This window comes from Kitasatospora acidiphila, from assembly GCF_006636205.1.
GTDB classification, from domain to species: Bacteria; Actinomycetota; Actinomycetes; order Streptomycetales; family Streptomycetaceae; genus Kitasatospora; species Kitasatospora acidiphila.
On the sequence record NZ_VIGB01000003.1, the window covers coordinates 7,292,126 to 7,311,616 of the forward strand.

Genomic DNA, 19,491 nt, shown 5'->3' on the forward strand with positions numbered 1-19,491 from the left:
GCCACGGAGGAAGGCGCCTGGAGCGCGAGAGGACCCGGGAGCGTAGCCAGCTCCCGGGCCCCTGTGTGCCGCCCAATTGCGCACGCCGGCACGTTTAAGGGTCGCGGATCAGATTGAAATCGACGCGTTCTGCCTTTGAACTACCGTGCCACGGAGCGGCACAGACAGGACTTGAACCTGCATTCGTCGATATTCGTCCACACCCGGTCGATCCGGCGTTCGGCGGCGAATGCTGAGACTGGAGCGAGAGTCTGAGCTTGATGGAGCCTGCCTCTACCCGGCTTGGGCTACCCCGGCCGGTGGTGCCGGGGGGAGGATTCGAACCTCCACTGTGACTCCTGGTCAGCTTCAACATCAGTGTCAGCTTTTCGCGCCGCGCAGCGCCCCCGCCCGGTTTCCCGGAACGGGTTCTCGGCGCGCTCGGCGCACCCGCCCGGCTCCCCGGACGGGCGATCATGAGGCTACCGGAACAGGTAGCCGAAGACGGCGTCACCCACCCGCTGGTCGGTGACCTCCACCGCGTTGGCCTCCTCGCGGGCGAACTTGACCGCCTGCTGGAGCTTCTCCACCCGCTCGGCGAGCTCGTTCACCCGACGGGCAGGCAGCGCACCGGAGAACTTGACCGTGGTCCAGTAGCCGACCGCGATGTCCTCGTAGTAGACCTCGACCTGGGCCGGGTGCTTCTCGGTGGCCTCAGCCTTGACGTGGTTGCGCGGCACCTTCTTGGTCCGGATGGTGCGCACCGGCTCGGTCTTCCAGGAGTCGGTCGACGGGTCGAGGTTCCAGGACTCGGAGGCGTCCAGCACCGGCAGCTTCTTCACGAACGTGAACAGATCGGTGAGCTGCTTCTCCAGGAAGAGCAGGTACGGGACCGGCACCCGGGCGAGCAGCACCTGGCCATCCACCACCACATCCGCACTGGCGCCGACGTTGGCCCAGTCCTTGGTGGCCGTCACGTCGAACAGCCGGGTGAGGGTGCCTGCGGTGGACCGCAGGATGTCCTCGGCCTTCAGCTGCACCCGGGTCGACTCCGGCGGCAGCTGCTCACCCTCCTCGTCCTTGGGCTGGTACGTGCGGGAGATCCCGGCCAGCAGCGCGGGCTTCTGCAAGTCCTGGTGGGCCTGCGTCAGCTCCTGGAAGGACTTGGACTTGACGCCCTTTTCAACGGCGATGATCTGGTTCAGCTTTGCCACGTCGAGGACGCTACCAGTGCCGAACTGGCGAGCGACACTGAATTGTTGATCGAGTAGCTGTCCCGTAGGTCTCCAGCGCAGCGGTGGTTCGGCCCGCGGCCGGCTTGGGTCCGCGGCATGCCACTGGTCCAGAATCAGGGCATGGACGTCCCCAAGCTGCTGGAAGCCGCCTCCCTGCTGGTCCCCGAAGAGGTCGCCACCGAGAACGACATCACGGTGAACGACATCTGGGAGTACCTCACCCACGATGAGTGGGAGGTGGCGCTCGGGCTGCTGGAGGACCTGGGTGACGTCCACCCGCTTCCCCTCGGCTTCTGGGAGACTCTCGCCACCGCTGCCGAGCAGCTGCGCCTGGAGACGAGCTCGGCCTGGTGCCGTTGGCGCTGCTACGAAGCCCGCCACGGCGTCATCCGAGCCGACCTCACCCTCCGACCGGCCGGCGAGGCCCGCCGGCAGACGCCCTTTTCGGGGGCCGGCGTCCTTCGGCCGATGTGGAACGTCGGACATCGAACACCGACCGGCGAACCGGCCCTGAACATCGCCCGTCTCTGGGTGGAGTTCACGCCCTTCATGGAGCCCGGTGGGCGAGCCACGGTGCGATTGGCACCTCTCGACCCCGCACAGTGGCAGCACCTTCAACCCGGCCAAGTGATCACCATGCATGAGGACCGATCGGTGGCCGGAACGGCAGTCGTCCTGGAACAGCGACTGGTCCCGGCAGTTGAAGCTGCAGTAGGAGGCGCCGACTGAAGCCGCCCCTGGCCGTCAGCTGGAGATCGCAGCCGTTGCGGCACGGGGTGCGGCCGAGCCCGTCGTGGTGGTCTCCGTTCGCGCTTCCGAAGCCCGGTGGAGCGCGAGCAGCGCCTCGTAGCGGCGCAGCACGTCGTCGCGGTCGGCCGGCTCCGGTACGGACGCCTCGCAGCAGTGCCAGATCATCGTTCCCTGGTCCATCAGGACCCGGCGCCGACGCGGGACCGTGGTCTGCTCCATGACGCGGCACAGGGCGTCGAGTTGACGGATCATCACGGCCGGCATGCCGGTCGAGCACTGGCGGATCTTCTCGAAGGCGCGCTGGACCAGGCGGTCGTAGTCGGCCTGGTAGGCGATGACGCGGATCCGGTCGGCGCGGTCGCGGTGGACGCGCTGCGGGTGCCAGCCGTGGGTGATCCGGCAGAGGCAGTCGCTCAGCCAGTCGATGCAGGTCAGCGCGGTGAAGGTGTCGTTGACGGCGGGGGAGAGGGCGCGAATGGCGATCTCCACCAGCTGGTCGAAGCCGAACGACACGTCCTGGGTCAACGTGCGGTACGGCCCGGTCACCTGCACCCGCGCGAGCTGCGCCGCCAGCCGGGGCGCGGCGGTGGGCGGCCAGACCACGGCCAGTGGCTGCCCCTGTACCAGGAAGTGGCCCGGGCGGTAGGGCAGATGGAGCACCGCGTCGGCGGCCTCGACGAGGCGGACCAGCTCGTTGTGCTTCAGGAACTGCAGGTAGCCGGTGGCCGGAGTCGGTATCACCGTCCCCGACTCGTCGACCGTGCGCAGCAGGTCGACGGCCGTGGGTCCGCAGTCGGCGCCGGTCGGGGGCTCGCGGTCGGCGCCGCTCTGCGCCTCGATCGCCCGGGTCAGGTCGTCGGCGATGACCGCGATGACCTGCGGCAGCTGGATCATGGTGGCGATGTGGTGGATGAAGTAGATCAGCAGCCCGAGGTCGACCAGGGTGGAGGCGAGCGCGACGGTGATCGACAGGTGCGGCACGAAATCGCCGTGCGGACCGGGGCTTATCGCGACCAGGACCAGCACCGTGTAGAAGAAGGTGGCCACGAAGGTGCCCAGCGTCAGCTGGGTGCCCCGGTCGCGTATGAAGGTGCGCAGCATCCGAGGCCCGAACTGGGTGGAGGCCAGGGTCAGCGCCACGATGGTGATCGAGAAGACCAGCCCGACCACCGTGATGAGCGCGGCGGCGATGGTCGTGAGGATCTGCCGGGCACCGTCGGCCGTCCCGCTCAGCACCCAGTCGGCGAAGGAGAACCGGCCGTCGTAGGCGGACCGGTCCAGTGCGATGGTGCCCGCGAAGAGCAGCGCGAAGAGCAGCGCCTCGACGGCCGGCACCAGCCAGAGGTTGGTGCGCAGCCGCTCGCGACGCCAGGAAGACCCACTGAAGGAGGTGTTCTGGCGAACTGTCGGGAACGGTGTGACGGGCACGGGTGAAGCTCCTCTGGGCAGGACGTCGTCCACTGCCGACCAGGCTTCCCGGCGCACCGTCCACCGAGCCTACCCGAGCTGCCGCGGTTGGTCGCTGACTTGGCCATGGCCGTGGTCGGTTGCATGGGTTTCGTCAAATCGGCTTGGCGGGACAGAGGAACCTCGGCGACCGAGCCGGTGTGTCGATCATCGACCACCACTTCGCCACCAAGCAGTTCGTCCGGCACGAGGAGCGCGAGCAGAAGCACGGCCGCGGCTGCCCGGCCGACTGGTCCGCGATCGTGCCGGCCACCAGCGGGTCGACCACGCCGGTCTGGCAACGCCGCTACGAGCCGACCCGAGTGCACCCCAACTTCGCACCACAGCCGCCGCTTTGGCCGCCGGGCCGGACAACACGCCATGCCACCCCTGACTCATCGCAGACCGATCGCAGCAGTGCCCCTGCCGTTGCCACAAGGTCGGGCGTTACGACCCCGTCAGGAACGGGCCCGGGAGCGCCAGGAGATCGTCAGGGATCCACGGCTCCCGGGCACCGCCGCGTAGCGTCAGCTGCGAGGAGGGTTCCGCCCCGCTCGTGGAAGGACGGGGCGGAATCCGGCCGATGGCTCGTTCTCAACTCGGTGGTCCACACCGGGTCCGCATCGGCGGCCAGTGTTGAGGGAGGGGGCGCTGCGACGGGTGAAAGCCGCGCCGCGCCCCCGGCACACTCCACTCAAGCGGCTTTGACCGGCTGGCGCATGGTGTCGAGTGCCGCCCCGGCCTGCTCGGCCAGGGTGACGACCAGGCGGGCCTGCCGGGACGGCTTGGTGCCCGGGTGGGTTCGAGCATGAACCGGCCGATGTACCGGCCGCTGCCGCCGGGGCGTCGCGCGTCGGGCCCGCCTGCAGGCGATCCTGGCGAGCGATGGCGAGTGGTGAGTTGGGGCACCCCGCCGTTGGGCTCGGTCACCGGCCGTGGGCCTCTCGGGTGGCCGCCGTCAGCCAGGTCAGGTACCACTCGCGGAAGCCGAGCCGCTGGTCGGGGGTACGGGCAAGCGATTGGAGGGGACCGTCCGCCGCTCCGAGGTCCACCCACATCGTGCCGCGCTCCGGGCCGGTCACCACGAACCAGTCGAAGTAGCCGCATCCCTCATGGCTCAGGCAGACCGCGCCTGCGGTCAACGCCGCGCTGAGCGCCTCCCATTCGTCGTCCCGGGCACGGAACGCCGCGCGGAACGCGGGCTCGTCAAGGAAAGCGCTCTCGACCGGTTCGCGAGCGTCGTGAGCCGCGCGGAGGCGGGCTCGTTCTGCTGGGGAGGGGAACGGCTGGGGCAGCAGAGAGTTGTCACTGCGTACCCCGTGTCCCTCGTTCCAGGCCCAGCCGCGTTCGTCGCGCTGCAGTGGGTACAGGCCGTAGTGCGGACCGGCCCCGCCTGCGCCCACCTCGAGCAGGAAGCTGCGGTAGTCCGCGGGAAGGCGGACACCGAACTCCTGCTCGGCTTCCGCCACTTCGGCCTCGCTCAACGGCGGCAGCAACTCGAAGCGGTGCCCGCGCGCGCCGAACACCTGTGCCGCGTTCGGGGCCTCGCGCAGTGCCAGGACCCGCTCGCGGACGCCGGACCAGGTGGTGGGGTTCATGCCGCTGCTCCACTTCGTCGTACGCCGGCACAGCCCGTCAACGAGCCGATGCGGACACTGCCGGTGGGGAAGCCGGCCTCGAAGCCGACCAGCGCGTTGAGGGTGAGCCGCTGGACAGGTCGGACGAAGCGGATCCGGCTGCCGACGAACGGCGCGAGCGGGAAGTCGGCCGGGGCGTCGCCGACCGTCACGTGGCCGAGCTCGTCCATGTCGTAGGGCTCGTGCGGCTCGTCGGGCTGGAGGTCGAGGTGGTGGTCCAGGGTGTGGAAGCGGACGGTGCCAAGCCCATCCAGCGCCAGCCACATGTGCAGCAGTTCCGGCGCGTCGGAGGGCTCGCGCGCGTGCAACCACGAGCACACCACACGGTCCAGTCGCCGACCGACCAGGTCCCCCGGGATCACCATGGGCGTGATCGTGTCAGGCGGATGCGCGGGCGGGCAACGGGATTGGCGCCTACAGCTGGTCGCGTCGGCGGGTCAGGTAGGCCGTCTCGGCGGTGTTGCCTGCCAGCGCGATCGCCCGGTCGTACGCCGCCCGCGACTCCTCGCTGCGGCCCAGTCGGCGCAGCAGGTCGGCGCGGGTGGCATGGAAGGCGTGGTAGCCGGCCAGCGGCAGATCGTCGATGTCCGCCAGTGCGACGTCCGGGCCGTCGACCAGGAAGGCGCGGGCGATCTCGGGCACGGTGAGCCCGCCGACCATCCACAGGGTCAGCGCCACCCGCGCCTCCATGGCGAGCGCGGGGTGGCAGCAGGTGAAGACGAGGCGGAGCCGGTCGTCGTCGATGGTGCCCAGCGGCTCCGGGGTGTCGGACAGCAACAGCGCCTCCCGCTGCTTCTCCTCCCGCCTGGCCTCGCGCCGGAGCCGGTCGATGGCCTTGCGGTGGGCGGTGGTGGTGAGCCAGGCGCCTGGATTCGCCGGGACGCCGTCGACCGGCCATCGCTCGACGGCGCTCGCGAACGCCTCGGCGGCCATCTCCTCGGCGACATCGAGGTCGCCGAAGCGCCTGGCCAGGACAGCGACCACCCGGGCCCACTCCTCGCGGTGGGCCCGGACGATCACCTCGTCCACAACGGTCATGCGATGCCCAGGAACGGCCGGAGCTCGACCCTGCGGTTGCAGGCCTTCGACGCCAGGCCGGCAAGCCGGAGCGCCACGTCGAGGTCGGGGGCCTCGATGGCCCAGAAACCGCCGACGAACTCCTTCGACTCGATGTAGGGGCCGTCGGCGAACACCGGCTCCCCGTCCCGGCCGTCGACGACGGTGGCCGTGTCGGGCAGGGCGAGGCCGCCGCCGAAGACCCAGTGGCCGTCGGCCTTGAGCTGCTCGTTGAAGGCGTCGACCGCGGCCATCTCCTCCGGGGTGCCGTCGTAGTCGGCCGGGCCGGCGGCGATAACGGAAAACAGATAGTGCGCCATCGGGATCATCTCCTGTCGTCGGGTGGCCGCCCTCGGGCCACCTTTCACCCTTACTACGAACGCCGCCGCCTGGATCCGACACACTCCGCCGAGATTTCCCTTTCCAGCATCGCGAACGGCCCCGATGGCAGTGGCACCGGCTGTCCACCCGCCGAGATCAACAGGGAGGCTTCAGCATGCGCAGCGCACCCGTTACGGGTTGGCAGCTGTCGCCGGGCGCGACGGCCGGGTGCCTGGCCTCACGCGGCCAGGCATCCTCGGGGGCCGTCGCCGGCACAGCGGCGCTGAGGGCGAGTTCCCAACTCACCGAAAACGTCTCGCGATCGCGGCCGCGATCGCGTCCGGTGCGTGTTCCTGGATGAAGTGCCGTGCACCCGGCAGCTCGACCACGTCGACATCGGCGAAGGACTCACGAATTCGCGGGATGCAGGCGTTCGGACGGAACACCATGTCCCGCATGCCCCATACCACCAGGACCGGCTTGTCGCCGAGCAGGACGGTTACGTCCCGGGCGAGTTGGTCCAGTAGGGGCCGCGCGGCGCGGATCTCCCTGGGCATCATGGCGAGTCCGCGCCGGGTTTCCGCGGTGGGCTGCACCGCACGATAGTGGTCGGCCTCGGCCGCGGTGAGCTTGCGCCCCAGCTCTGCGAGCAGGACGCGCTCGACCAGGAAATTCCCTTCGAGTATCCGCCGCTGCATCGGACGGCTGCTCATGATCATGCTGAACGCCCGGTTGGCCATCGCCTCGATCGGCCAGAACTGGGTGTTGCCCAGCACGATCCCCCGCAGCCGATCCGCGCGCGCGGTGGCCGCGCCCAGGCCGATGGGTCCGCCCCAGTCCTGTCCCATCAGAACGAAGCCGTCGAGCCGCAGGTGGTCGATCAGCTCGCCGAGGATCGCGGTGTGCTCGGCGATCGTGTAGCCGAAACCCGCGGGGCGTTCGGACAGTCCGAAGCCCAGATGGTCTACGGCGATGCACCGGTACCGGTCGCGTAGGGCCGTCACGATGTGCCGGTAGAGGAAGCTCCACGTCGGAGCGCCATGACAGAACAGGAGCGGCGGCCCGGCTCCCTCGTCGATGTAATGCACCCGGCCGACGGACGAGTCGAACCAGCGCGACTCGAAAGGGTACAGACTCCCGTCGGGAATGAAGTCGATCAGCATCGGACCCTCCCTCGACTGTCACACTACACGTGTAGTAGCCGAATGCGGCAGGCTCCGCCGAACTTGTCGGACCAAGCCAGGGGATCGGCGCTCCCAGTCAAACGAGAGGGCGTGCGGCGGCGGGGCCTTCGAGGGTCAGCCGGACGGCTTCGTCGTGAAGAGCGGCGGCGCTGATGACCGCGACCGTCGTCTCACCGATCGCGGCGGTGGTGACCAGGTAGTCGCCGTACGAGACCCGGTTCGCGTCAACCACCGTGCCGTCCACCACGAGCTGACCTCTTCCGACGCTCAACTCGCCCGGCAGCCGCAGCCATTCGCCGGGCTCCAGGCGCTTCCCGTCGGGCAGCAGGAGCGCCCCTTCGGACAGGACCTGGCCGCCGGGCAGGGGGATCAGCCCGTGGGCGAGGCGTTGACGAGGAAGTTGTAGAGGATCGACTCGGGATCCGGAGCCGAGAACACGCGAACAGGCGGGATCCGGTGGGTGATGACCTGCACCAGGTTGTTGCGGTCCGCGTCGTAGTACCCGACCTCCAGCTGATGGAGCACGTCGTCGGCCGCCAACCAGCCTGACAGACGCTGCCATTCCGGCCGGGGCCGGGCGAGGACGGCTGCCGGTCGGCCGAACTTCCACAGGCTCTCCGCCCACATGGGATCAGCAAAACCGTGACGGTCGAACCTGTCGGACATGACGGCTCCTCAGAAGCTCGCAGAAGCAGGCGCGATCCCTGTCCATCATGACATCGCCCTGGCTTCCGTGCCTGCGGCGGGCCGCATCCCGCGCGCGGTCGCCAGCCTGCACGAGGTGACCCGGGGAACGGAGTGGTCCGCCCCGCCCGGCTCCGGTGCACCCTCCCGCAATCGGGTGCCAGGCACGCGCCGCGGCGCTCATGAGAATTGGTGACGGTACGCCAGGCCGCGCCGAGGGTGAGCATGGTGGTGGCGGCAAACGAACCGGCCTGCGACACCACGTCAGGTGAGGGACCTGCGGATGTGAGTGCAGGTCAGGGCCCGGCGCAGGCCCACCTGCGTGGATTCTGTAGGTTTCCTGGGAGTGCCATTGTTGTCATGGTCACGTGCTTCTACTCTCTTGCGCAGCCGCTTAATTGACCGGCCTCCGACACCCCCACGGCGTCGCAGGCGGGCGCGGCCGGCCCGCGGGCACCCCATGCCCGCACGGTCTTCCCCCACTTGGTGCGCTGCTTGGTGCACCGCACAGAGGAGCACGTCTTTGCGTACCCCCATGACCCCGAAGGGCCGACGCACCACGCTGGCCCTCACCGCCGCGACCGGTCTGGCGATCGCCGGCCTCGGTCTCGGCACCCAGGCCGCCTCCGCCACCACGATGGCGGCCGGCAACGCGGCCCACAACGTGACGTTCACCCGATCCTGCGCTGTCCCGCAGCACGCCGGCTACCTGGCCTGCAACGCGCTGCACGTCACCGGCGGAAGCACCGTCAGGACCCGGCTCGCGCACCCGGCCGCCGCCAACCGCACCGCCGCCGCGCAGGCCGCCGCCACGGTCTCCGGCTACGGCCCCGCCGACATCCAGAGCGCGTACAACCTCGCCTCCGCGGCCGCCTCCAACGGCGCCGGCGAGACGGTGGCGATCGTCGACGCCCAGGACGACCCCAACGCCGAAGCCGATCTGGCCGCCTACCGCAGCCAGTTCGGCTTGCCCGCCTGCACCACCGCCAACGGGTGCTTCAGCAAGGTGGACGAGAACGGCGGGACCAACTACCCCTCTCCCGACTCCGGTTGGGCCGGCGAGATATCGCTCGACCTGGACATGGTCAGCGCCACCTGCCCGAACTGCAGCATTCTGCTGGTCGAGGCCAACACGGCCAGCACCCAGGACCTGGGCACCGCGGTGAACAAGGCGGTGGCGCTGGGCGCCAAGTTCGTCTCCAACAGCTACGGCGGCTCGGAGTCGGCCGACGAGACGTCGGCTGACAGCTCGTACTACAACCACCCGGGCGTCGCGATCACCGCCTCGGCGGGCGACAGCGCCTACGGAGTCGAGTACCCGGCGGCCTCGCCGTACGTCACCGCCGTGGGCGGCACCTCGCTCACCAAGGACTCCAGCGCGCGCGGCTGGAGCGAGTCGGTCTGGGGTACCAGTGCCTCCGAGGGCACCGGTTCGGGCTGCTCCGCCTACGAGGCCAAGCCGAGCTGGCAGACGGACAGCGGCTGCGGCAACCGCACGGTGGCCGACGTCTCCGCCGTCGCCGACCCGGCCACCGGCGTGGCCGTGTACGACACCTACGGCGCCTCCGGCTGGCAGGTCTACGGCGGCACCAGCGCCTCCTCGCCGATCATCGCGAGCGTCTACGCGCTGGCCGGCAACCCGGGCGCGAACACCACGCCGGCCGCCGACCTGTACGCCAACACCTCCGCGCTGAACGACGTCACCACCGGCTCCAACGGTGACTGCGGCTCCTACCTGTGCACCGCAGGCCCGGGCTACGACGGCCCGACCGGGCTCGGCACCCCGAACGGGACCGCGGCCTTCAGCGGCTGACTGCTGTCCGCTTCCCGTCCGCTTTCCGTCCGATTCGTGTCTGATTCCCGTCCGAGTCCTGTCTGATCCACCAGCGCCAGCCGAGTGACCGGCCGGCCACCGCGCGAAGCCTCCCGGCCGCACGCGGTGGCCGGCCTTCGCCGTTGGACATGTTGAAAGTTGACCATCCGTCACTGGCTGTGGATCGGGACTCCACGGATGGTGTCCATCTCGGCCGTTCGAGGGTGGCCGACTCGCCGAGGCGGTGGGGCTGCCGCGTTCGGCGCGCCGGTGCGGGGTGGGATGGGAGTGAAGTCGAGGGGTGACCGTGGCAACCGCGAGGGCGGGATCCGGCCACGGGGACGGTCGTGGCGGGTGGCTGCCGCCCGCCCCTCAATTGTGTCCATGACAAGCTCCTGTGCTGATACTGCCGAGTCCGTCCGGACAGTCGACCAAAGGAGTTCGATATGCGTACTCGCAGTGTTCTCAAGGCAGTTCTCGGCACCGTCGCGGCCGCGGCGCTGGTGGCCGGCAGCGCCCCGCTCGCCGCCGCCGTCGCCCCGGCCGCCACCGCGCCCGTCGTCGCCGGCAATCCCGCCGCCGACCCGGGGTCCGACCTGCTGCTTCTGACGGTGGCGGCGACCGCCCCGAACACCGCCACCGCGACCCGCACGGTCATGCTCGACTGCGGCGGCGCGGCGCCGGCCGGGGACCACCCCGACGCCGCGGCCGCTTGTTCAGAACTGCTGGGCGCGCAGGGCGACTTCAGCGCCCTGGTGCCGTCCCACACCTTCTGTCCGGAGCTCTACCTGCCGGTCACCGCGACCGCCACGGGCCTGTGGGGAGCTCAACCCATCGCGTACCAGCAGACGTTCACCAACGAGTGCGCGCTGTGGCGCGCAACCGGACGGGTCTTCGCATTCTGACCGACGCCGCAGGTAGGTGAACGGCCCGGCGAGCGCGGCCGGCGACGGGGATTCCCCGGCCGCCGGCCGCGCTCGCCGGAACGTTCCCTCATCCAGCGGCACATGCGATCGCCCGGTGTTCGATCTTCGGAAGACCGAATCGCTGACGGCGGGCCACATCCCGACCCCGCCACGGCAGCAGACGGCAAGTGCCTGCACATCCTCCGCATCGATCCGGTCGCCGGTCCCGTTGTCCAACGCATCTTCAACGAAGACCTGCGCGGCCGAGGCATCTTCGCGCTCGCCGAGAGCCTGACCCGCGACGGGCTCTTGCCGCCCTCGGGTCACGACCGCGCCCGCAACCCCCAGCGCGACGGGCGCGCCCGGGGCAAGTCCGCTGTGCGCGCCATCCTGGTCAACCCCCGCCAGGTGATCTCAATGTCAGTGCGTCCGCGCCGTGCCGGCAGTGGTAGGGGAGGCGGTTCCCGACGACGGGGCGGGCCCGACCCACCAACACCGCCAGGGAGTGTGGATCACATGGCGCTACGGCGTGCCGTCGGCGGACGGAAGGCTCTGCTCGGTCCACAAGGTCTTGCCGGTGGCGGTGTAGCGGGTGCCCCAGTGCCAGGTGAGCTGGGCGATGATGAACAGACCGCGCCCGCCCTCGTCGTCTGTGGCGGCATGGCGCAGGTGGGGTGAGGTGTGGCCGGTGTCGGAGACCTCGCAGATGAGGGTCTCGTCGCGGATGAGGCGGACGTGGATCGGTCCGCTGGCGTAGCGGATGGCGTTGGTGACCAGTTCGCTGACGATGAGTTCGGTGGTGAACCCGAGCTCCTCCAGGCCCCAGTCGCACAATTGTCCGGTGGTCGCGGCGCGGGCCGTGCCGACCGCCGCGGGATCGGGGGCCAGCTCCCAGTCGGCCGTCTGCCGGGCGCTCAGTCTCCGGGTGCGGACCAGGAGCAGGGCCGCGTCGTCGTCCACCGGCCCGGGCAGCAGCGCCGCCAGGACGCGGTCGCAGAGCTCTTCCAGGGAACGACCGGGCAGGGCGAGGACACCGGCCAGCCGGCCGAGGCCGACGTTGACGTCGTGGTCCGGGGCATGGACCAGGCCGTCGGTGAAGAGCGCGAGCAGGCTGCCTTCAGGCAGGTGGAGTTCGGCGCTCTGGAAGGGCGGCCCGCCCGTGCCCAGGGCCCGGCCCGGCGGCAGTTCGGGGTAGCTGACGGTGCCGCCGTCCGGCTGGACCACGGCGGGTGGCGTGTGGCCCGCGCGGGCCATCGTGCACCGGCCGGAGACCGGGTCGTAAACCGCGTACAGGCAGGTCACCCCGAGGGCTTCGTCGCCCCCGTGTTCCCTGGCGGTCTGGACGACCACGTCGTCGAGCTGCGAAAGCAGATCATCCGGGTCGAGGTCCAGCCGCGCGAGGACGCGCACGCTCGTGCGCAGCCGGCCCATCGTTGCGGCGGCGCGCAACCCGTGGCCGAGCACGTCCCCGACGACCAGACCGACCCGGGTACCAGAGAGCGGAATGGCGTCGAACCAGTCGCCGCCAACCCCGGACCGACTGTCCGCGGGTACGTACCGGCTCGCTGCCTCGACGGCCGTCAGCCGCGGCAGGTGCTGCGGCAGCAGGCTGCGCTGCAGACGGAGGGTCGCAGTGTGCTCACGGGTGACCAGCGGCATCAGCACCACACCGATCAGCAGGGCGCCGAGGCCGAAGACGGTCACCCCGCCGGTTCGGCCGATCAGCGGCAGGTCGACGGATGTGGCGCCGAACCCGGGATCGGCGTAGACGTCGAAGGCGGCGTAGCAGAACAGGGCGAGCATCACCAGCCCGCCCAGCCCGGGCAGCAGGCCCTTGAACAGGAAGTCCCGGCGGCTGCGGGTGAGCACCCTGCGGTAGTACCAGACGCAGGCGAAGCCGGTCAGGCCGTAGTAGAACGCGATCGCGAGCCCGACCGAGTCGATGGAGTCCGCGAGGATGTGGCGGCTGACGGACGTCAGCAGGACCAGGAACCCGACGGAGACCAGGCCCATGCCGACGGTCGACCAGATCGGGGTGAGGTACCGGCGGTGCAGACGCGCGAACTGTGAGGGCACGGCCTTGTGCGCGGCCATGGAGAAGACCGTTCGGGCCATCGGCAGGATGGTGGTCTGGGTGGAGGCGGCGGCCGAGGTCAGCACCATGAGGATCAGCAGTTTGCCGAGGAACCGGCCGGCGCCCTCGCTGCCGAAGACCGTGCCACCCAGGCCGGAGAGCACGTCCCCGGAACTCGCGGAGTTGCCCAGCCCGATGCCTCGGGTGCCGACGCCGGCGAATGCCTGGGCCGAGGTGGCGACCAACCCGAAGACGAACAGCAGCAGCACGGTCGAGATGACCACCGCACGCCCCGGGGTGTGCCGGGCGTCGGCGGTCTCCTCGTTGACCGTCACGGCGGTGTCCCAGCCCCAGTAGAGGAACACGGCGGCGAGGATGCCCGAGGTGAACGCCCGTCCGGAGGAGACCTCGAAGGGGTTGAACCAGGAGGCGGAAACATGGATCGCGGTGGGCGGGTTGCCGGTGTAGACCTTGACCAGCGCGGTCACGGCGAATAGCAACAGCACCGCCACCTCAAGGCACAGCAGCCAGCGCTGGAGGGCCGCCGAGACCTCGATGCCGACGTAGCAGACCGCGGTCATCACGGCGATCCAGACGACTCCGGCCACGGTGGTCCACAGCCGGTTGGCCGCCAGCGAGTCCAGCCCGACCAGCCGGAAGCCGTACACACCGGCGATCTCCGCGAGGCTCGCCATCACGATGACGTTGGCGACGATGATGCCCCAGCCACCCATCCAGCCGGCGCGGGGTCCGAAGGCGCGGGTGGCCCAGGCGAAGGTGGTGCCACAGTCCGCGTTCGCGGCGTTGAGTTCCCGGTAGGCGTACGCGATCAGCAGCATCGGGACGAACGCCAGCATGGTGACGATGGGAGCCTGCAGACCGACTCCGGCCACGATCAGGCCGAGCGTGGCAGCGAGGCTGTACGCCGGGGCAGTGGACGCCAGGCCGATGACAACTGAGGAGAACAGCCCCAGGGCACCGGCTTTCAGCCCTTTCGCACCAGCGCCCGAGCCGGGCGCGAGCGGCGAGGCAGATGAGATGGCACGACTGGAGAACCTCACAGTTCGCCTTCGCCAGGAGGCATTGCGAGCACCATTTTCCCCCGGGCATGGTGCGGCTTGCCAGCCAAGGGGTGATCACCGCAGCTCAAGCTGCAGTAGCACCCAACGAACCACGTTGGGTCTAGGGGCACCGGGGCAGAATTCGAACCTACGTTCACTCGGAAGTCGAGCCAGGCGCTCCACCGCAGGGCTTCCCGGTGCCCATGAGCCGGCTGTGGGCCCGGGGCGGAGTCTCGGGTGGGACAGGCGTGCCCGGACGGGCCACCATGGGAAGCAGACCGCGCGGGCCCGCCCCGCCGGTGCGGACGAGGTGGTGTGCGGTGAGTACGTCCCGGCCCGAATCCGGGCGGATCGAATCGACGGGCACCGAGCCGCCCGACGACGCCTTCGACACCGTCGAGGCGCTCGGCCAGTTGCTCCGGACGGCCCCGAACGCCTCGGTGCGTACATCGGCGGACTCTACCTGCTCTCCGAGGACGGGCAGCTGCTGGAGCTACTGATGACCCTCGGGCCCGCCCGGCAGTTCACCCGGCCCTGGCAGCACGTGGGGATGGCCGCGCCGATCCCGGTGGCCGACGCTGCGCGCGACGGCCGGGTGGTCTGGGCCGCCGGACCGGAGGACCTGGCCCGCCGGTACCCGCAGGTCGCGCTCGCGATGCCGTACGCGTTCTGCCTGGGCGCCGTGCCGCTGGTCTCGCGCACGACGACGTACGGCGTAGCGTTCTTCATCTGGCCGGCCGCACACCCCACCGAGCTGTCGCCCGGCGAGCAGCGCGGGCTGACCGAGCTCGCCGCGCAGCTGGCCGGGCTGCTGGCGGCGGCGGCCCGGTCCGGCCGTCCGGTCCGCCCGGGGCCGCGGCCGGTGCCGGTCAACCCACCGGCCCCGGCCGACACCTTCGCCGCCGTGACCGGGCGACTACCGGAGGGGCTCTGCGGCATCGGGCACGACGGCCGACTCAACCTCGTCACGCCGACCGCGGCCGAACTGCTCGGCAAGCCGGTTGAGCAACTGCTGGGCGTCAAGCCGTGGTCGGCGCTGCCGTGGCTGCGCGACCCGATCTACGACCACCACTACCGCGCAGCGGTGATCAGCGGACAGGCCACCTCGTTCATCGCGGTGCGGCCGCCGGACCGGTGGCTCTCGTTCCGGCTCTTCCCGGACGCGAACGGGCTGACCGTGCGGATCGACATGGCCGCCGCCACCCAGCGGGACCCATCGGCCCCCCAGGTCACCGCCGAGCCGCACCCGCACACCCGCCCCGGCGCGCTGTACCACATCCTGCAGCTGGCCAGCGCGCTGACTGAGGCGACCACCGTGCAGGACGTGGTGGGCATGGTCTCCGACCAGATCGTGCCGGCCTTCGGCGGCCGGGCCGTCGCGATCCTGATGGCCGAGAGCGGCAAGCTGCGGATCGTCGGCCACCGCGGCTATCCGCCCGGGCTGGTCGACCAGTTCGACGGCACCCCGCTGACCCAGTCCACCCCCGGCGTGCAGGCCTCGACGAACCCGGTGCCGGCCTTCTTCGAGAACCGCGCCGAACTGGAGCGGCTCTACGCCGGCCGCCGCGAGACCCAGGACGGCATGGCCGCCTGGGCCTACCTGCCACTGGTGACCTCCGGTCGGCTGATCGGCACCTGCGTGCTCGCCTTCGCCGAGCCGCACCGCTTCAGCCTGGAGGAGCGCGCGGTACTGACCTCGCTCGGGGGCCTGATCGCACAGGCGCTGGACCGCGCCCGGCTCTACGACACCAAGTTCGAATTCGCCCACGGCCTGCAGGACAGCCTGCTGCCGCACGCGCTGCCGGTGGTGCCCGGTCTGGCCACCGCCGCCCGCTACCTGCCCGCCAGCGAGGGCATGGAGGTCGGCGGCGACTTCTACGACATCATCCCGGTGGACGGCGACGCGGTGGCCGTGGTGATCGGCGACGTGCAGGGCCACAACGTGAACGCCGCCGCGTTGATGGGCCAGATCCGTACGGCCGTGCGCGCCTTCGCCACCGCCGATGCCGACCCCAGCACGGTGCTCGCCCGCACCAACCGCCTGGTCCTCGACCTCGGCACCACGCTGCTCGCCAGCTGCGCATACCTGCGGGTCCAACTGGGCAGTCGGGAGGCTTGGTTGGCCGACGCCGGCCACCCCGCCCCGCTGCTGCGCGACCCCGACGGCCGGGCCCGGCTGCTCAACCCGGCGATCGGCATGGTGCTGAACGTCGACCCGGGCGCCGACTACCCGCAGGTCCGGGTCGCGCTGCCGGTCGGCAGCACCCTGCTGCTGTACACCGACGGGCTGATCGAGACTCCCGGCACCGACATCGGGCAGGCCCAGACGATGCTCGCCGCGGCGCTGGCCCGGCACGGGGCGGCACCCCTTGACCAGCTGGCCGACACGCTGATCGGCCAGGCCGGCCACGCCGACCACCGCGCCGACGACATCGCGCTGCTGCTGATCCGCTCGGTGCCGGGCCGAGAACCGGGAAAACCGGCGTCGGCTGCCTCCGGCCCCGAAGGATGCCCGGAGTCGACCCCTGAGAACTCGTAAGACGCTGCGGCACGACCTGCCTGCGCCGGACGCGCGATTGTCCGTTCCCCGCAGCCGATTGAGCTGGTCCGCGCTCAACGGGCGGTCGACGGCCAGGAACTCGTAGTACTGATACTCACTCAACGGAACTGCTCCACCGCGCTCACGGGACTGCCAGGACTGATGCGGCCGGGCACTGTCAGGATGCCCACCGGCAGAACGCCTCGATCCACTCCGCACCTTCTGGCACGGGCGACGGAAGCGGCAGGTCGCGCGTCCCAGTTCGGTTACTCGATGGCCTCGGTGGGGTGCACGACACAAGGCCTGGGCACGTACTCGTCGTCGAACTCGTACGGCCGCGGCACCTCCGTTCGTGCACGAGGCCGGGTGCAGCGGTCCCAGGTCCCGACCCGGGCACGACACGGTGTGCGGGCGCGGGCCGGACGGTGGAGACTGGCAGGGTGAGTGAGAACCGATATCGCGGATGGGCGACGCTGATCGATCGGGGGTTCGAGATCGTGGTCCATGCAGATCTGGCCACTCGCGGCTCGCCCGGCGGCCCACTGAGCTGGGGTGGGCACGTTCAGGCGGATCGGGACGAGGACTTCGAGCTGATGGAGAAAGTCCGCGAGGGTCGCCTGCGGATGCCGGAGGGCGGCGAAGCCGCCTTCGTCGAGGTCGCCACCGACGGTTCCGGCGGCCTGGATATCGTCGGGCGCAGTGCGGCACCCTTCTGAGGGTTTGAGCCGGCGAGCCCCGCGAGCAGTGCCGGCACCCGTACCGCCCGCAAGACAGCCGGAGGCCGTTCAGCGCCACTGCCTAGCCTGCGCGTTTCACTTGGGGCCCTGTCCGGATCATGAGCGGGAACGCGAAAGTGCCTTCTGCGCTGGGAAGATGAGGCTTGTCGAAGGTCTCTGTCAGCCCAGCGGGAAGGCACTTTCTACGTGCACACTACCGGGTCACGTCCCCGGCTCGTCGTCTCCGCCGACGGGCGCGGGGTCGTCAGCCACGCCGGATCCCGGCTGCTGGCCGATCTCGCCGACGCCACCGGCCTCACCCGCGCCTTCAGCGAGGCCCTGCGCCGGCTTCGTCCGCGCGGCACCGGCCACGATCCGGGCCGGATCGCGGTCGACCTGGCGGTGATGCTCGCCGACGGCGGCGAGGCCATCGCCGACCTGACCCTGCTGCGTGACCAGCCCGAAGTCTTCGGCCCCGTCGCCTCCACCCCGACCGCCTGGCGGCTGCTGGCCGGTATCGACCCCGCCGCGCTCAAAGCGTTGCGCGCGGCCCGCGCCGCCGCCCGCGAGATCGCCTGGCTGCAGGCCGGTGAGACCCGCCACGGCATCCCCGCTGCGCAAGCGGGCGGGCGCGAACTACCAGGCCTGGTCCTGGACATCGATGCCACTCTGGTCACCTGCCACTCCGAGAAGGAGAACGCGGCGCCGACCTACAAGCGCGGCTTCGGCTACCACCCGCTGCTGTGCTTCCTCGACAACACGGGCGAGGCCCTGGCAGGTGTGCTGCGGCCGGGCAACGCCGCCGCGAACACGGCCGCCGACCACATCGCCGTGCTCGACGCCGCGCTCGCCCAGATCCCCGACGCCCACCGCCACGGCACCGAGATCCTCGTCCGCGCCGACAGCGCCGGCTCCGCCAAAGCGTTCCTGGCCCACATTCGCGCCCTGCGCTCGCGCGGGATCCACGCGTCGTTCTCCGTCGGATGGTCCATCACCGAGCCGGTCCGCCGGGCGATCCGCCACCTGCCCGACCGTGTATGGCATCCCGCCCTCGAACAGGACGGCTCCCTGCGCGACGGCGCCGAGGTCGCCGAGCTGACCGGCCTGGTCAACCTGCCGGGCCTGCCCGAGGGCACCCGGATCATCGTCCGCCGTGAACGCCCGCACCCCGGCGCCCAGCTGTCTCTGTTCGACCTGGACGAGGGCATGCGCCACCAGATCCTCCTCACCGACACCCCCACGGCCAGGGCTCCCTGCAACTGCTGGAGGTCCGCCACCGCGCGCACGCCCGTGTCGAGGACCGGATCCGTTGCGGCAAGACCACCGGATTCGGCCGCTTCCCCTCGCGTCACTTCGCCATCAACACCGCGTGGCTGGAGCTGTCCCTGACCGCCATCGACCTGCTTGCCTGGACTCAAGCCCTCCTGCTGGAGGGAGAGTTGGCCACAGCTGAGCCGAAGAAGCTCCGTTACCGGGTGCTCCACGCCGCCGCCCGCATCACCCGCGGCGCCCGCCGACTGCACCTGCGGATCGCCGCCACCTGGCCCTGGCGCCACGACCTCGCGCACGCATTCACCCGACTGCAGGCCCTGCCCCGGCCCGTCACCTGACCCGACACGACCACCCTGACCGCCCACGAACCGAGGACCTTGGAGACACCGGCCGCCGCGTCGGGCACTCGCCATGCCCAGCACCCGAACCTCGGCCCTCGGACCGCTGCCAACACCGTCAGCCCGACTCAGCCAACCCCAAGCGAAACGCGGAGGCTAGGCATCGCACCGACCTGCTCGGCCGTCGCACCGTCGACCATCGCGAACCGCACGAGCGCGCCACCGTCGGTGGGCGTCACGGCGACGGCGACCGGGAGTTCACCCGCGGCCTCCATCCGGTAGATGACCTCCTCCAGTACTGCGACGAGCAACAGGTCACCGGTATCGGAGGTCAGCTCGCGCTCCCGGGTGACGCGGGGTGGCTCCGGGGGAAGAGTTCGGCGAAGCTGCCGACCATGCCGCGCACCGTCTGGGAGATGCACTCCTCACGTGTGGGTTCGCACGCCTCGATGCGCAGATCGGCGGTGTGCGGCACGCTCCG

At 70.6% G+C, this 19,491-nt stretch carries 18 protein-coding genes and 2 pseudogenes; 8 read left to right on the top strand and 12 right to left on the bottom strand.

The window, feature by feature from the left end; all coding sequences use genetic code 11:
- Nucleotides 1-300: 300 nt before the first annotated feature.
- Both E6W39_RS39975 and E6W39_RS34455 read right to left on the bottom strand, forming a co-directional pair.
- Nucleotides 301-391 (bottom strand): annotated as a pseudogene (locus tag E6W39_RS39975).
- A 70-nt stretch (nt 392-461) separates the two neighbouring features.
- Nucleotides 462-1,193: a DUF7873 family protein gene (locus tag E6W39_RS34455; RefSeq protein ID WP_141636818.1), complete on the bottom strand. Its 732-nt coding sequence runs from the start codon at nt 1,191-1,193 to the stop codon at nt 462-464.
- Nucleotides 1,194-1,334: 141 nt separating this feature from the next.
- On the opposite strand from E6W39_RS34455, the gene E6W39_RS34460 reads away from it, so the two are divergent.
- Nucleotides 1,335-1,943 (top strand): hypothetical protein, encoded by a 609-nt coding sequence (locus E6W39_RS34460; RefSeq protein WP_141636819.1) that lies wholly within the window; start codon nt 1,335-1,337, stop codon nt 1,941-1,943.
- Nucleotides 1,944-1,958: 15 nt separating this feature from the next.
- Here E6W39_RS34460 and E6W39_RS34465 read toward each other — a convergent pair whose 3' ends face one another.
- A complete protein-coding gene (locus tag E6W39_RS34465; protein ID WP_141636820.1) occupies nt 1,959-3,392 on the bottom strand; it encodes a DUF2254 domain-containing protein in 1,434 nt (477 codons plus the stop codon).
- 179 nt (nt 3,393-3,571) lie between these two features.
- On the opposite strand from E6W39_RS34465, the gene E6W39_RS44345 reads away from it, so the two are divergent.
- Complete coding sequence (locus E6W39_RS44345) at nt 3,572-4,222, top strand: nitric oxide synthase oxygenase (protein ID WP_181799575.1); 651 nt, start codon at nt 3,572-3,574, stop codon at nt 4,220-4,222.
- A gap of 114 nt (nt 4,223-4,336) precedes the next feature.
- Here the strand turns inward: E6W39_RS44345 and E6W39_RS34475 are convergent, their stop codons facing one another.
- From E6W39_RS34475 to E6W39_RS34500, 7 genes are all read right to left on the bottom strand, one after another.
- Nucleotides 4,337-5,008 (bottom strand): SMI1/KNR4 family protein, encoded by a 672-nt coding sequence (locus tag E6W39_RS34475; RefSeq protein ID WP_141636822.1) that lies wholly within the window; start codon nt 5,006-5,008, stop codon nt 4,337-4,339.
- Complete coding sequence (locus E6W39_RS34480) at nt 5,005-5,412, bottom strand: hypothetical protein (protein WP_141636823.1); 408 nt, start codon at nt 5,410-5,412, stop codon at nt 5,005-5,007. Before E6W39_RS34480 ends, E6W39_RS34475 begins: the two co-directional genes overlap by 4 nt.
- A 49-nt stretch (nt 5,413-5,461) precedes the next feature.
- Nucleotides 5,462-6,085 (bottom strand): sigma factor, encoded by a 624-nt coding sequence (locus E6W39_RS34485; RefSeq protein ID WP_141636824.1) that lies wholly within the window; start codon nt 6,083-6,085, stop codon nt 5,462-5,464.
- Complete coding sequence (locus E6W39_RS34490) at nt 6,082-6,423, bottom strand: YciI family protein (RefSeq protein WP_141636825.1); 342 nt, start codon at nt 6,421-6,423, stop codon at nt 6,082-6,084. Before E6W39_RS34490 ends, E6W39_RS34485 begins: the two co-directional genes overlap by 4 nt.
- 303 nt (nt 6,424-6,726) lie before the next feature.
- Nucleotides 6,727-7,587: a haloalkane dehalogenase gene (locus E6W39_RS34495; RefSeq protein ID WP_141636826.1), complete on the bottom strand. Its 861-nt coding sequence runs from the start codon at nt 7,585-7,587 to the stop codon at nt 6,727-6,729.
- 97 nt (nt 7,588-7,684) lie between these two features.
- A complete protein-coding gene (locus tag E6W39_RS39980; RefSeq protein WP_181799576.1) occupies nt 7,685-7,840 on the bottom strand; it encodes a hypothetical protein in 156 nt (51 codons plus the stop codon).
- Between the two features lie 137 nt (nt 7,841-7,977).
- On the bottom strand, nt 7,978-8,274 hold the full coding sequence (locus E6W39_RS34500; RefSeq protein WP_141636827.1) for a hypothetical protein: 297 nt from the start codon (nt 8,272-8,274) through the stop codon (nt 7,978-7,980).
- A 553-nt stretch (nt 8,275-8,827) separates the two neighbouring features.
- Here E6W39_RS34500 and E6W39_RS34505 point away from each other — a divergent pair.
- Together E6W39_RS34505 and E6W39_RS34510 are read left to right on the top strand one after the other, a co-directional pair.
- Entirely contained in the window at nt 8,828-10,105 is a 1,278-nt protein-coding gene (locus E6W39_RS34505) for a S53 family peptidase (protein WP_141638124.1), read from the top strand.
- Between the two features lie 446 nt (nt 10,106-10,551).
- Nucleotides 10,552-11,010: an SSI family serine proteinase inhibitor gene (locus E6W39_RS34510; RefSeq protein WP_141636828.1), complete on the top strand. Its 459-nt coding sequence runs from the start codon at nt 10,552-10,554 to the stop codon at nt 11,008-11,010.
- 522 nt (nt 11,011-11,532) lie between these two features.
- Here the strand turns inward: E6W39_RS34510 and E6W39_RS34520 are convergent.
- On the bottom strand, nt 11,533-14,145 hold the full coding sequence (locus tag E6W39_RS34520; RefSeq protein WP_228718505.1) for an amino acid permease: 2,613 nt from the start codon (nt 14,143-14,145) through the stop codon (nt 11,533-11,535).
- Nucleotides 14,146-14,465: 320 nt separating this feature from the next.
- On the opposite strand from E6W39_RS34520, the gene E6W39_RS34525 reads away from it, so the two are divergent.
- The 4 genes and pseudogenes from E6W39_RS34525 to E6W39_RS34540 all read left to right on the top strand — a co-directional run bounded on the left by E6W39_RS34525 (nt 14,466) and on the right by E6W39_RS34540 (nt 19,010).
- Nucleotides 14,466-14,645, top strand: a complete 180-nt coding sequence (locus E6W39_RS34525; RefSeq protein WP_141636829.1) for a hypothetical protein — start codon at nt 14,466-14,468, stop codon at nt 14,643-14,645.
- Entirely contained in the window at nt 14,645-16,684 is a 2,040-nt protein-coding gene (locus E6W39_RS34530) for a SpoIIE family protein phosphatase (protein ID WP_141636830.1), read from the top strand. Before E6W39_RS34525 ends, E6W39_RS34530 begins: the two co-directional genes overlap by 1 nt.
- Nucleotides 16,685-17,124: 440 nt before the next feature.
- Nucleotides 17,125-17,400: a DUF4873 domain-containing protein gene (locus E6W39_RS39985; RefSeq protein ID WP_181799577.1), complete on the top strand. Its 276-nt coding sequence runs from the start codon at nt 17,125-17,127 to the stop codon at nt 17,398-17,400.
- A gap of 207 nt (nt 17,401-17,607) precedes the next feature.
- Nucleotides 17,608-19,010, top strand: a pseudogene (locus E6W39_RS34540) (IS1380 family transposase).
- Between the two features lie 128 nt (nt 19,011-19,138).
- Here E6W39_RS34540 and E6W39_RS34545 read toward each other — a convergent pair.
- The gene (locus E6W39_RS34545) at nt 19,139-19,321 is read right to left on the bottom strand and encodes a hypothetical protein (protein ID WP_141636832.1); all 183 of its coding nucleotides are present in this window, start codon (nt 19,319-19,321) and stop codon (nt 19,139-19,141) included.
- Nucleotides 19,322-19,491 lie beyond the last annotated feature (170 nt).

What these genes read in the sequence shown, in the direction of transcription:
- E6W39_RS34505 (WP_141638124.1), top strand. Translation starts at nt 8,828, where the DNA reads ATGACCCCGAAGGGCCGACGCACCACGCTGGCCCTCACCGCCGCGACC.
- E6W39_RS34475 (WP_141636822.1), bottom strand. Translation starts at nt 5,008, where the DNA reads ATGAACCCCACCACCTGGTCCGGCGTCCGCGAGCGGGTCCTGGCACTG.
- E6W39_RS34490 (WP_141636825.1), bottom strand. Translation starts at nt 6,423, where the DNA reads ATGGCGCACTATCTGTTTTCCGTTATCGCCGCCGGCCCGGCCGACTAC.
- E6W39_RS34485 (WP_141636824.1), bottom strand. Translation starts at nt 6,085, where the DNA reads ATGACCGTTGTGGACGAGGTGATCGTCCGGGCCCACCGCGAGGAGTGG.
- E6W39_RS34500 (WP_141636827.1), bottom strand. Translation starts at nt 8,274, where the DNA reads ATGTCCGACAGGTTCGACCGTCACGGTTTTGCTGATCCCATGTGGGCG.
- E6W39_RS34510 (WP_141636828.1), top strand. Translation starts at nt 10,552, where the DNA reads ATGCGTACTCGCAGTGTTCTCAAGGCAGTTCTCGGCACCGTCGCGGCC.
- E6W39_RS34460 (WP_141636819.1), top strand. Translation starts at nt 1,335, where the DNA reads ATGGACGTCCCCAAGCTGCTGGAAGCCGCCTCCCTGCTGGTCCCCGAA.
- E6W39_RS34495 (WP_141636826.1), bottom strand. Translation starts at nt 7,587, where the DNA reads ATGCTGATCGACTTCATTCCCGACGGGAGTCTGTACCCTTTCGAGTCG.
- E6W39_RS34530 (WP_141636830.1), top strand. Translation starts at nt 14,645, where the DNA reads ATGACCCTCGGGCCCGCCCGGCAGTTCACCCGGCCCTGGCAGCACGTG.
- E6W39_RS34480 (WP_141636823.1), bottom strand. Translation starts at nt 5,412, where the DNA reads ATGGTGATCCCGGGGGACCTGGTCGGTCGGCGACTGGACCGTGTGGTG.